Origin of the sequence: Streptomyces sp. NPDC101776, from assembly GCF_044766845.1 — a bacterium.
Classification (GTDB): domain Bacteria; phylum Actinomycetota; class Actinomycetes; order Streptomycetales; family Streptomycetaceae; genus Streptomyces.
In genome coordinates this window covers 1-12529 of record NZ_JBIWMV010000010.1, presented here as the reverse complement: position 1 = coordinate 12529, position 12529 = coordinate 1, and the positions used below count along the sequence as shown (strand labels likewise).

Sequence of the window (12529 nt, the reverse complement as noted above, 5' to 3'; positions counted from 1 at the left end):
CTGCCGCACGGGAACGGACCCTTGGCCGCACGAGCCCGTCAACTGCCGTATCCTGGTGAACTCCCTTGAGGTGGACGGCGTTTCACGACGTGGGGCCTGTCCGCCGGTCGTACGGACCGGCGGACGGGCCCCCGCGCCGTACTACCCGCGACGGCCCGTCGGACCCTGGGTGACCGAGTCCTGTTCTCCGGTGTCGGAGGAGGTGTCGGAAACGGTGTCCGGGTCGGCCGTGGTCTCCCTGGAGCGGTCGGCGTTCCCGGGCCACCAGGCGGCGTGGCCGATCAGGGCGGTGAGGCTGGGCGTGAAGAACATCGCCATCACGAACGCGGCGACGGCGATGCCGAAGGAGACGGCGAAACCCATCTCGGTGAGCAGCGCGTTGCCCGCCAGCATCATCGTCGCGAAGGTCGCCGCGAGGATGAAACCGGCCGCGGCCACGGTGGGCCCCGCGTGCCGTAGCGCCATGCTCGCCGCCTCGCGCGGATCGCGGCCCTCGCGGGCCTCCTCTCGGAGCCGGGCGATCATCAGGATGTTGTAGTCCGTGCCGATGGCGACCACGAACAGATACATGATCACCGGGAGCATGAACATCAGCCCGGGGTGGCCCTGCGCGTCCTGGAAGATCCAGACGGTCGCGCCGAGGGTGGCGCCGAAGCCGAGCCCCACCGAGGCGATGAGGTACCAGGGCGCGACCACACTGCGCAGCAGCAGCCCCAGGATCAGCATGATCAGCAGGGCGGCGACGGGGAAGACGGTCCGGTAGTCGTGGTTGACCGCGGAGTCGATGTCCTTGTAGATCGAGGACATACCGCCGACCAGCGCCTCGGTGCCGTCGGGCGCGGCGGAGTGCGCGACCTCGCGCACCCGGCCCACCGCGTCGATCGCCTTCTCCGTGGACGCCTCGTACTTCAGCGTGACGGTGAAGTCGGCCGTGGTGCCGCCCGGGTTGACCTGGCTCATCCGGGCGCTCGCCACACCGTCGACGGCCCCGAGCTTCTCCGCGTAGGAGGTGAAGGCGGACTTGTCGAGCGGCCCGCCGTCGGTGCTGGAGAGATAGACGTCGGTGGGGGCGGCGGCACCCGCCGAGTACGCCTTCTGCATCTCGTCCTGGACGACCATCGACTCCTTGGTCTTGGGCATGGAACCCGAGGCCAGGTCGAAGGTGGCCTTGTAGCCGAGGGTGCCCAGCGACAGCGCCACGAGGACGAGCCCGGAGAGCGCGGCCGTCAGCGCGGGCCGGCGCTGCACACCGCGGCCGAGGGCGGCGAACCGGGCGTTCTCCGGCTCCCGTTGCCACGACTTGGAGGGCCAGAAGACCTTCGGTCCGATCAGCGACACCACGGCCGGGATCAGGGTCAGGCCGGCGATCAGCGTGACGGTGACCGAGATGGCCAGCGCCGGCCCCATCTGCTTGAGGAAGCCCAGTGTCGACAGCACCAGCGCGAGGAACGCGATGATGACCGCGCCGGCCGCCGACGCGATGGCCTCGCCGACCCGGGCGACCGCGTTGACCATGGCCTGCTTCGGCTCGTCACCCGCCCGCAGGCGTTCCCGGTAGCGGAACATCAGGAACAGGAAGTAGTCCGTGCCCACGCCGAACAGCACGACGATCAGGATCGACGAGACGGAACTGTTGGCCTGGAGGCCGAACAGCTTGGTGGCGTACGCGATCAGCCCGTTGGCGATGGACGCCACCACTCCGATCAGCACCAGCGGCAGGAACGCGAGGATCGGCGCGCGGAAGATGATCAGCAGGGTCACCAGGATGATGAGGAAGGTGCCGATGCCGATCAGCGCCTCACCGCGCTTGGAGGAGTCCTGCTGGTCGAGGGCCTGCGCGGCGGAACCGCCCAGCTTCACGTCGAGGTCCGTGCCCTTGGCCAGTTGCTTCACGTCGTCCCGCAGCACCTTCGCGGCATCCGCCTGTACGGGCTGACCGGCGTTCTTGCTGTCCATCTGGACCAGGGTCATGGTGTACCTGCCGTCCTTCGACGGCTGGCCGGGGACCACCTTCTGCACCTGGTCGATGTGCTTCTCGCCCAGTTCGGTCGTGATCCGGGCGACGTCCTTCTTGTCGGCGGCGGTGAGCTTTCCGCCGTCGGTGCGTTGGTACAGCGCGATCGCGGACGGGGTGAAGGCGCTGGGGAACGCCTTCACCTGGAGATCCGCCGCTTTGATGGACTCGTAGCTCTTGGGCAGGAAACTGCTCTCGTCGCTGTTGGACGGCAGGCCCGGGGCGGTGGCGACAATCGCCACCGCCGCGATCAGCCATGCCACGATCGTCCAGACAGGGTGTCTGACGACGCCCTTGCCAATACGTCGAAACATGCGGGAGGTCCTCCTGGGAAGGAAGATCACCGCAGCCCGGGGAGCGGACCCCGGCATCGGCGACCCCGACCGGTCCTCACCCGTGGGTCCGGTCGAACGGTTGTCTGTCTTCTTGTCCTATCGGTCACGCGTGACGATTCATCACACGCGCATTGCTGCGGCACAGGGTCCGCACGAACGGGTGGTTGTCGGTGACCCGTCCTCCTCCGCCCCGTTGACCCGCTGGGCGGCACGACCGCCGGCCCGGCGGGTGCGAGGAGAGGGAATCATGGGAACAGCGAAGTGGTCCACGGCTTTTGGAGCCGCGGGGTTGGTCCTCGTGGCGGTCACGACGTCCGCCGCCGCCCAGGGTCAGCCGCCGCACGTACGCGTGGTCGGGCGCGCCGTGCTCACGAACTCGGACAACGGCCGCACGGTGCCCGCGAGTTCCGGTGGCGATGTGGAGATCCGGCTCACCCACTCCCGCGAGCGCGGATTCACCTACACCTGGACCGCTCCGGAATCCGGCAACTCCGCGGTGCTCACACATGCTTCCGACGCCACATACCCGTCCGGAGACGCCACGGCCGTCTTCCACGCGGTATCCGCGGGCGTCGCCACCGTCAGCGCACAACGCCGCTGCGTCCCCGACCCCGGCAGCCTCTGCCCCCTGATCGTCGAGACCTGGAAGGTGACGATCGAGGTGAAGTGACCGGCCACCGGCCGGCCGGGCCCCGGCGTCGGTAGGGTGCTTCCGGAGGTGGTCAAGTGACCGACAGAGTGCGGGAGTTGAGCGGGTCGCCGGAATCCACGACGGTAGTGGTCATCGGTGCGGGCCCGGCCGGACTGACCGTCGCGAACCTGCTGCGGCGCAGCGGGATCGACTGCGTCGTCCTGGAACGGCAGACCCGCGAGTACGTGGCACAGCGCCAGCGAGCCGGCATCGTCGAGACCCGCGCCGTCCGCATGTTCGCCTCCTGGGGGCTCGCCGACCGTGTCCTGGGCGGTGTCCCGCACGACGGCATCCTGGAACTCCGGGTCGACGGCGAGACACATCTGGTGAACGACTACGACGGCTCCGAGGGCCCCACCGCCCGCCTCTGCCCCCAGCAGATGCTGGTCCAGAACTCACCGCCGCGTATCTGGAGGACGGCGGCGACCTGCGCTTCGAGGCCGCGGACGTCTCCCTGCACGACCTGACCGGCGAGCACCCCACCGTCCGCTACCGCACCGCGGACGGCGAACTCCGTACGATCACCTGCTCCTTCGTCGCGGGCTGCGACGGCGACCACGGCATCAGCCGCACGTCCGTCCCCGACGGGGCGCTCACGCCGTACGCCTTCGATCACGGGATCGGGTGGCTGACGGTCATGGCCGACGCCCCGCCGCCGGCCCATCCGCTCCTGGCCGTGAGTCCGCAGGGCTTCGCCGCGCACTTCCCGCGCGGCCCGTACGCCAGCCGCTACTACCTCCAGTGCCCGCCCGACGACCACCCCGACGCCTGGTCCGACACCCGCGTCTGGGACGCGCTGCGCACCCGGCTCGGCGACCCGGCCCTCGTCTCCGGCCCGATCACCGAACGCGAGATCTTCCGCCTCCGCAGCCTGGTCCACGACCCGATGCACTACGGCAGCCTCTTCCTCGTCGGCGACGCCGCGCACATCGTCTCGCCGATGGGCGGCAAGGGCATGAACCTCGCTCTCTACGACGCCGATCTCTTCGCCCGAGCCGTGCGGGACTCCGTCCGCGACGACGACGACACGGCCCTGCGCACCTATTCGGAGCGGTGCCTGCGCCGGGTCTGGAACGACCAGGAGTTCTCCCACTGGATGACCCGCATGCTCCACGACGCCGGTGATGCCACCAACTCCGGTCCTTTTCACCGCAGTTTGGCCCGCGCCCGGCTCGACCGGCTCTTCACGTCCCCCGGCGCGGCCGGCGCCTTCTCCGAACTCATGACGGGCATGGACTTCGGAGAGGACACCGGGCGCAACCGCGTTGACCTGTCAGGCAGTTGAGCCGCCGCCGGTCAGATGCCGGGCGAAGAACCGGACCGCGCTGTCCGCCTCGAACCTGGGCAGCTCCTTGTGCGCGCCCGAGTTGATGTGCAACGACTTCTCCTTCGAGGCGAAGGCGTCGAACAACGCGAGACCGGACGGGCGGGGGATGTGTTCGTCGTCCCACTGGAGCGCGAACTCGATCGGAACGGTGATCCGCCGCGCCGACTCGGCGAGCGACTCGTCGTACCAGAAGAGGCCGAACACCGCGGCGGTGATGCGGGGTTCGGCCGCCGTCAGCGGCACCCCGATCGCGGTGCCCATATTGAGGCCGTAGTAGCCGACGGGTCCGTCGGCACCGATCTCCGGCAGCTCCTGGAGGGCGTCGAGGGTCGCCAGCCACTCCGGTACGGCACGCTCCGCGAGGTGGGCGTTGTACCGGACGACGATCTCACCGACGGGTTCGCCCGCCGCCATCGCCTTCTGCATCGTGGCGATCTCGCGCTCGTCGTGCGCTGTGCGGGGGCGACCGCCGTGGCCGGGTGCGTCGATGACGGCGACGTGGAAACCGCCGTGCGCCACGAGGAGTTGGGCGCGGCCCGTCATGGCGGGGGACTTCCGGTGGTTGCCGCCGCCGTGTCCCATCAGGACCAGGGGCGCGCGATCGGCACCGGATGCGGGTGACCAGAGGGCGCCGGTGACCTCACCCATGGTGAAGTCGTGCTGGATGACGCCGTTCGACGTCGTCTCCGCGGTGAAGTGGAAGTGCTGTGAATTCATGGGGTGTTGCCCTTCGGGATCGCCTTGTCGTGCGGCGCTCCCGGCGACCTCTAGGTCGCTGGCCCAACCGTGGAGAAGAGGGGGAGCACCCACCTGGATACTGTGTTCATGGGTCTCACCTCCTCGCGTGCTGTCACGGCCTACGGCAAGTTAGCAGCCCGCCCGTGAGCGCGGCCAACGCTTTGTTGCTCGCAGGCCGTCGCCGTACTGCCGTATGCGTGTGCATCTAATGTCTTGACATCTTCCGGGGCCGACGACGTAGGTTGAGGCGATCGCTCCCGGACGGGTGGAGGCCCCCATGCGCGCACGTGACGCCGCACCTCATGGTGTCGTCCCGGGCGCGCGGCTGATCATCCGGCGGCATGTCGACTACTGCCGTACCGCCTCCGCGGTCTGTCCTTCCGTACGTCCCTGACCCGTGTCGGTCCCTCGGGCCGGCCGTCTCCACGTGTTCTCGGAAGGAACCACCATGTCCGGCCCCGCCCTGCGGCTCGCCCTCGAAATCGACGGTGACGGCGCCCATCCCGCGGCCTGGCGCCGCGCCGCCCACTCGCCCGACCATCTGCTGAGCCCGCGCCGCGTGGCCCGGGTCGCCGTCGACGCGGAGAACGCCGGGTTCACCCTGCTCACCCTGGACGACGGCGCACTCCCGCCCGGCGCCGGACCCGACGCGGTCGGCCGGATCGGCGCGGTGGAGCGGGCCGCGTTCATCGCCGCGTCGACGAGTGTCGTCGGTATCGCGCCCGTCGTACCGCTCACCTACGCCGAACCCTTCCATGTCTCAAGCCAGTTGGCGTCCCTGGACCACATCTCGGTCGGCCGCGCCGGGTGGCTGGTGAGCGAGGAGACACGGTCCGAGGCGGCCTCCGTCTGGGGGCGCCCGCTAGTGGACGGGGCAGCGGCCCGTGCCCGTGAGTCCCGTGACGGCGTCGAGGTCGTCCGGGAGCTGTGGGACTCGTGGGAGGACGACGCGGTCATCCGCTCGGTCGCCACCAGCCGCTACCTCGACCGCGACCGGCTGCACTACGTCGACTTCACCGGCGACACCTACACCGTGAAGGGCCCGGCGATCGTGCCGCGTCCGCCGCAGGGCCAACTCGTCGTGCTCGGCCGGCCCGACCGCGTGCCCGGCGAACTCCTCGACGTCGCACTCGTCGACGGCCACGACCTCGCCGCCGTCACGGCGAGCGCGTCCGCCGCCGGAACACCCCGCACCTTCGCCGAGATCGAGATCGCCCTCGACACCGCGGACGCCACCGCCGAGGAACGCGTCGCCGACCTCGAACGCCACACGCCCTGGACCGACCGCGGACGGCTGCGCCACATCGGCTCCGCCGCCGGACTCGCCGCGCTGCTGGGGGAGTTGAGGGACGTGGTGGACGGAGTGCGCCTGCACCCGCTCGTCCTGGACGAGGACCTGCCGGAACTGTCCCGGCTGGTCCTGCCCCACCTCTTCGAACGACGGCACGCACTACGGCCCCTGCCCGCCGCGACCTTGCGCACACACCTGGGCCTCGACCGGCCCGCGAACCGGTACGCCGCCGCGGCCGCCCAGGAGGAAGCCCGATGACCCGCACCGACCCCCTCGACGTCCCCCGCCCCGACGCGCAACTCCACTTGGGCGTCTTCTTCCAGGGCGTCAACCACTGGACCGTCTGGTCCGACCCGGCCAGCGGCTCCCAGATCGACCCCGCGAACTTCCGGCGCGTCGCCCAGACCGCCGAACGCGGCCTGTTCGACGCGTTCTTCCTGGGGGAGGGGCTGCGGCTGCGCGAGGTCGACGGCCAGATCCACGACCTCGACGTCGCCGGACGGCCCGACGCCATCACCCAACTCGCCGCGCTCGCCGCCATGACCGACCGCATCGGCCTGGTCAGCACCTCCAACACCACCTTCAACGAACCCACCGACCTCGCCCGCCGCCTGTCCGGCCTCGACCTGCTCTCCGAGGGCCGCGCCGGCTGGAACGTGGTGACCACCGACAACGCCTGGACCGGCGCCAACTTCCGCCGCGGCGGCTACCTCGACCACGCCGACCGCTACCGGCGCGCCGAGGAGTTCCTCACCGTCGCCCGCGCGCTCTGGGACGGCTGGACGGACGGCGCCGTCTCCGGCTCGGCCGGCGCCGAGACCTGGGCGGCATCCGACGCCGTGCGCCAAGTCCGCCACCAGGGACCGCAGTTCGACGTCGACCTCGCCCCCACCCTGCCGCGCAGCGCCCAGGGACACCCGGTGATCTTCCAGGCCGGGGACTCGGGCGAGGGCCGCGACTTCGCCGCCCGCAACGCCGACGTCATCTTCTCCGCGCACGGCAACGACTTCGACGACGCGCTCGCCTTCGCCGACGACCTACGGGCCCGGCTGCGGGCCGTCGGCCGCCCCGAGGACGACCTGCGCATCCTCCCGGGCACCGAGATCATCATCGGCGCCACGGAGGAGGAGGCCCTGGAGAAGAAGCGCTGGATCCGTCTCCAACAGGTCACCCCCGCAACGGCGTTGGGCATCGCCGGACTGCTGTGGGGCATCGACCTCTCCGGCCGCGACGCCGACGGGCCGTTGCCCAAGGAGGACCCGGTCGTCGCCGAGAACGACGGTTCCTTCGGCGCCCGGCGGATCACCGACCCCCGCCAAGTCGTCGCCGAATGGCGGGAGAAGGCCGACGCGAACCGATGGTCGCTGCGCGAGACCGTCATCGCGCTCGGCCCCCAGCGCGGCCATGTCGGCACCCCGGAAGGCCTCGCGGACAAGTTCGCCCACTACGTCCGGCACGGCGCGGTCGACGGCTTCAACGTCACGCCGTACCTGATCCCCGACGGCCTGGACGACATCGTCGACCTGCTCGTGCCCGCACTCCAGGAACGCGGCGTCTACCGCACCGACTACACCGGTACGACGCTCCGCGAACACCTGGGCCTGCGCGAACCCCTCACCCGCCGCGCCCTGTAGACCGACTCGGCATCGCCCGGGCGGTCAGTGCTCGTCAAGGAGGCGCAGACCCAGGGTAGTTGCCGAGTGCCGTACGTACTGGCCCTCCCGGCGACTGGCGATCAGGCCTCCCTCGCGCAGGATGCCGAGCTGGTAACTGGCGCCGGGCAGCGCGATGTCGGCTGCCGCGGCCACCTCGGACGTCGTCCGCGCGCCATGGTCGGCGAGATGGGCGAGGACGACCGTCCGGGTACGGCCCAGCAGCCGCTCCAGCCCGTCCCGGCTCGCGCGGACGATCTCCAGGGGATGTTTGGCGACCGGGTAGACCAGCACCGGCCCGAGCGTGGGGTCGGCGAGCGCGGTGGGTCTGCGCCAGCAGAAGTACGACGGGACGAGCAGCAGGCCGCGCCCTTCGAGGTGGAGTTCCCGGTCGACGGGATAGTCCACCTCTAGGACGGGGGCCTGCCAACGGGCGTGCGGGCGCAGCGTGTTGAGCAGCGCGGAGGTGCCGCCGTCCAGGAGCGCCCGTGACCGCAGCTCGACGTCGTCGCCGACGGCTGTCCGGATACGCGGCCAGTACGGTTCGAGCAGCGTCTCGGCGGACACCTCCAGGGCTCGCGTGAATGCCACCAGGCCTTTGCTGCCCGGCCTGTCGAGGGTGGACACCCAGGGCGGCAGCGGCTGCGACTCGGCGAGCCGGGACAGCTCACGGGTCAGCCGGGTGCGAGACGTGGCCCGCACCTCGTCGAGCCCTGCGGCCAGCCCGCCGTCCGGGACCGACGGCGTGAGGAAGTCGGGGATGTACCCCACGGAGGGAATCAGGGTCTGTAACGGCGACAGGGCGCGCCGCGCACGCGGATCCTCCGCCAACCCCTCACGCACCGACCGGCGCCAGTGCCCGAACTCCAGCGCCCCCTGCCGCGCGTCCAACCGGCAGACACCGCACACGAGTTCCCAGAGAACGTGCGGCCGACGGGCGACCCAGATGTGCTGCAGGTCCCGCGAGGTGAAGTGGATACGGAGCATGCGGCCTCTTTCCCGCTCGACATCGGTACGCAGTGCCGGTGAGGGGCAGGACCGCGCGAGAACCGGCGCGCCCCTATGAGGGGACGACTGAGGGGCGCGCATGGTTGTCGACGGGGGACGCAGGGTCGTGTCAGGCAGCGCCTCCGCGCTCACGGGGTGTCTTCTGCCCGGCCTCGACGGCCACCGGCAGCCGGTTCTCCGCCGGGGGCAGCGGGCAGGTGGCCAGGTCGGTGTAGGCGCACGGCAGGTTCGTCGCGCGGTTGAAGTCCAGGACGACCGTGCCGTCGGCGGCCGGCGGGGTGAGGGCGAGGGCCCGGTTCGCGGCGTAGGTGGTCACCCCGGAGGTGGCGTCGGTGAAGAGCACCAGCAGGCTGCCCGGCCCCCGTCCGGGGAACGCGGTCAGGGCCAGCGGACGCCCGTCCAGTTCGAACTCGACCCGGCCCGGGGCGTCGTACACGTGCTCAAGTCCCTCGACCGCCGCGCCCACGGTCGTCGGACGCGGTGTGTCGAAGGCCGTGTAGCGGCCCTGGACCACCCAGCGGGGATCCGGCGCGTAGGCGGGCGTACCGGCGAAGTCGGTGCGCAGCGGCGTGTCCGGATGCCGGGGCCGCACGATGTCGTTCCCGCCGCGCTTGGCGACCTCGATCACGGCATCGCCCCAGACCGCGTCGACCCCGCCCCGCTCGGGCAGTACACCGAAGCGGTGCTCACCCCGCACCGGCGTTCCGTCCACGACGAGTTCCTCACCGTCGTCGAGGGCCACGGCGACCCCGGCCGCGTCGGTCCACCAGGCGCCCGGCGCGTCCGGGAACCGCTGCGGCCGGTCGTCGAGCCAGTGCAGCCCGGTGATCGCCAGGAACCCGTGCGGAGCGGCGAGCCGTTCCTCCTGCCCGCGATACCACTCCAGCCAGTCCTGGGTGAAAGCCTGGAGATCCGTCGTCGTCAGGTCAACGGTCATGGTCGTCGCTCCTTCGTCGTGCGGGCCCCGGCCTCTGAGCGGGGTCGTACCAGTGCCAACCCCGGCCGCCCGGCGCGGGATTCCGGTGCGCGTGTGACAGCTTTGTGTCAGCCGGGGCACCTTCCACCCGTACGTGGGACGGCATTGTTCGATTTCCAGCCGCTAGCATTTCTTCCACGTCGAGCCATGAAATTGCATGACGGGATTTCATGGGGCTGTCGTGTGTGCTGGTCGAAAAGCGGTCTTGTCGAGCGGAGAGGGTCCGTCCCCGATGCAGAACTTCACGAACGGAATGGCTTCCGATCTCATCCCGGGAACATGGGTGAAGAGCCGCATGTCCGAAGCGAACGGCATGTGCGTCGAACTGGCCGCGCTGCCCCGGGGCGGCGTGGCCGTACGGAACTCGACCGACCCCACCGGACCCGCACTGATCTTTACCGCGGAGGAGATGAACGCTTTCCTCGACGGTGCGAAGAGGGGCGAGTTCGACACCCTCGCCACGTCCAACTAGGCGGCGGAGTAGACAAGTTCGGGCAACTCCTCCGGATCGGGCGTGTCATCATGTGAAGCTGACTGCCCGCCGAAGGAGAAGGCGTGTCCCCGGATCTGATTCCGATCAATCGTCTGGCCCGGCATACGGTCGGGCCGGACACGACAAAGACAGCGGCCGTCATCATGCTCGGTCTTGCCGTCAAGGATGTGCGTGATACGGCCGGTCTCACACAGAAAGAGCTGGCGAAAGCCATCCTCGTTTCGAACTCGACGATCAGTCGCCTGGAAAACGCCGATTCCATGCCCGAAAGGCGCACGGTCGAAGCGGTGATGACCTGTCTGAAACTCGACGGACCGGTCCGGGACGAGTTGACGATGTTGTTCTCCCGCGCCCAGGAACCGGAATGGTTCCAGAACAGATTCGACGACTGCACCCCCGACTACCTGCGACGGCTCCTCGGCCTGGAGTCCGTCGCCATCGGGCTCACCACGTACGACGTACGTCTGGTGTCGGGCCTGTTGCAGACTCCCGAGTACGCGAGCTGCATCCTCCGCACGGGCCTGCACCTCACGGAGTGGGACAGCCCCGAGATGGCGCTCCGGGTCGCCATGCGCCGGGAGCGTCAGGAACGGGTGTTCGGCCAGGCCGAACCGCCGCGCTGCGTGTTCCTCATGGACGAGTCCGTCCTGTTGCGGCGGGCCGGCTCGGACCAGGTGATGCGCGACCAGATGCGCCACCTGGCGGCGATGGCCCGACTCCCGCACATCACCGTCCGGTTCGTGCTCCTCGACCGGATGATCGCGGGCAACGAGGCCTCGATGGCGGGCGGCATGGCCCACCTCCAGTTCGGTCGCGGCGGCCTTCCCGACCTCGTCTACGTCGAGGGCTACCGCAAGGCCGACTACTACAACAAGCCCGCGCTGAGCGCCGAGGAGCGGGCCCGGCCCTGGCCGACGAAGGAGAACGACTTCGAGCGGCATCTCCAGCTCCTGCTGCGCATCCAGGGCGAGGCGTGTGCCTCACCCATGGAGAGCCGACGCATGCTGGACGAGGCCGTCGAGCGGTACTCCTAGTCGCCGAGCACGGTCCGCTACCGGGGCGGAACTCTCCCCAGCCCGCCGAACTCGGTCCACTCGATGCTCCGTTGGCGCTGCTGGAGCTCGGACTCGGGTCGCCAGTCGGTCACGTCGACGAGTCCCGGATCCTCCACGAGGAGCCCCTCGAAGATCTCCGCCACGTCGGCCTCCTCCCGGACCCTGCCCCAATGGCCCCCGGTCTGGACCCGCATGAGTTCGGTGACGTCATCGCGCACCTTGGGATCGTCGCTCACGAGCTGGCACACGACGACGAAGCTGCCCGGGACGAGCCTGTCGACGACCCGCTCCACCAAGGCCTTTGGGCCGGCGCTGTCCGGCAGGCAGTGCAGTACGGAGATGAACAGGGCGACCGCCGGCCGGGTGAAGTCGATGAGCCGGGTGAAGTCCGGGTGCCCGAAGATCGTGTCGGTGTCCGTCATGTCGACCGACAGGATCGCGGTGTTGTCGTTCTCGTCGAGCAGGGACTGGCCCAGCGACAGGACCACGGGATCGTTGTCGATATAGACGACATGGGAATCGGGGTCGACTTCCTGCGCGATCTGGTGCACATTGCGCTGCGTCGGAAGACCCGAGCCGAAATCGATGAACTGCCTTATCCCGTGTTCCTCGGCCAGCACCCGGACCACACGCTGGAGGAACCACCGGTTGTTCAGCGCGATCTCACGCGAGGTGGGTGCCACCTCGAGCAATAACTCGCAGGCATTCCGGTCCGCTTCGAAGTTGTTGCTGCCACCCAGCAGCCAGTCGTACATCCGTGCCGCACTGGGCAACGACAGATCGACATGATTGTTCTCCACCAACGGCCCGTCCCCTCGCCGATTCCGCCCCGTCCGAAGGGGAGTTGCCCATCCTAGCCTCGATCGTTCATGAGTCCTCGTCGGTGTGCTGACGGGGACTCTGTGTTTGTGAGGTGCGGTCTTTTCGGGGTTGGGGCACGCTTTCGGCC

10 protein-coding genes and 1 pseudogene are annotated in these 12529 nt (G+C 69.7%); 6 read left to right on the top strand and 5 right to left on the bottom strand.

The window, feature by feature from the left end; all coding sequences use genetic code 11:
• Positions 1-141: 141 nt before the first annotated feature.
• Entirely contained in the window at positions 142-2328 is a 2187-nt protein-coding gene (locus ACIRRY_RS28155) for an MMPL family transporter (protein ID WP_403977619.1), read from the bottom strand.
• A 268-nt stretch (positions 2329-2596) separates the two neighbouring features.
• Between ACIRRY_RS28155 and ACIRRY_RS28150 the strand changes: the two genes are divergently transcribed.
• Together ACIRRY_RS28150 and ACIRRY_RS28145 are read left to right on the top strand one after the other, a co-directional pair.
• Positions 2597-3019, top strand: coding sequence for a hypothetical protein (locus ACIRRY_RS28150; protein WP_403977617.1), 423 nt, complete (start codon positions 2597-2599; stop codon positions 3017-3019).
• 56 nt (positions 3020-3075) lie between these two features.
• Positions 3076-4325: pseudogene (locus tag ACIRRY_RS28145) on the top strand (4-hydroxybenzoate 3-monooxygenase).
• Here the strand turns inward: ACIRRY_RS28145 and ACIRRY_RS28140 are convergent.
• Entirely contained in the window at positions 4314-5084 is a 771-nt protein-coding gene (locus ACIRRY_RS28140) for an alpha/beta hydrolase (RefSeq protein ID WP_403977615.1), read from the bottom strand. The pseudogene ACIRRY_RS28145 and the gene ACIRRY_RS28140 sit on opposite strands and share 12 nt — an antisense overlap.
• Positions 5085-5553: 469 nt before the next feature.
• Here ACIRRY_RS28140 and ACIRRY_RS28135 point away from each other — a divergent pair, with 469 nt between their 5' ends.
• A complete protein-coding gene (locus ACIRRY_RS28135) occupies positions 5554-6654 on the top strand; it encodes an LLM class flavin-dependent oxidoreductase (protein WP_403977613.1) in 1101 nt (366 codons plus the stop codon).
• On the top strand, positions 6651-8030 hold the full coding sequence (locus ACIRRY_RS28130) for an NtaA/DmoA family FMN-dependent monooxygenase (protein WP_403977611.1): 1380 nt from the start codon (positions 6651-6653) through the stop codon (positions 8028-8030). The genes ACIRRY_RS28135 and ACIRRY_RS28130 overlap by 4 nt, the downstream gene beginning before the upstream one ends.
• A gap of 24 nt (positions 8031-8054) precedes the next feature.
• Here ACIRRY_RS28130 and ACIRRY_RS28125 read toward each other — a convergent pair whose 3' ends face one another.
• Together ACIRRY_RS28125 and ACIRRY_RS28120 are read right to left on the bottom strand one after the other, a co-directional pair.
• A complete protein-coding gene (locus tag ACIRRY_RS28125) occupies positions 8055-9035 on the bottom strand; it encodes a helix-turn-helix domain-containing protein (RefSeq protein WP_403977609.1) in 981 nt (326 codons plus the stop codon).
• 130 nt (positions 9036-9165) lie between these two features.
• The gene (locus tag ACIRRY_RS28120) at positions 9166-9993 is read right to left on the bottom strand and encodes a DUF1684 domain-containing protein (protein ID WP_403977607.1); all 828 of its coding nucleotides are present in this window, start codon (positions 9991-9993) and stop codon (positions 9166-9168) included.
• 196 nt (positions 9994-10189) lie between these two features.
• Between ACIRRY_RS28120 and ACIRRY_RS28115 the strand changes: the two genes are divergently transcribed.
• A complete protein-coding gene (locus ACIRRY_RS28115) occupies positions 10190-10504 on the top strand; it encodes a DUF397 domain-containing protein (protein ID WP_403977605.1) in 315 nt (104 codons plus the stop codon).
• A 164-nt stretch (positions 10505-10668) separates the two neighbouring features.
• The gene (locus ACIRRY_RS28110; protein ID WP_403978344.1) at positions 10669-11559 is read left to right on the top strand and encodes a helix-turn-helix domain-containing protein; all 891 of its coding nucleotides are present in this window, start codon (positions 10669-10671) and stop codon (positions 11557-11559) included.
• A gap of 17 nt (positions 11560-11576) precedes the next feature.
• On the opposite strand, the gene ACIRRY_RS28105 is transcribed toward ACIRRY_RS28110, so the two are convergent.
• Positions 11577-12380, bottom strand: coding sequence for an SAM-dependent methyltransferase (locus ACIRRY_RS28105; protein WP_403977603.1), 804 nt, complete (start codon positions 12378-12380; stop codon positions 11577-11579).
• Between the last annotated feature and the right edge of the window lie 149 nt (positions 12381-12529).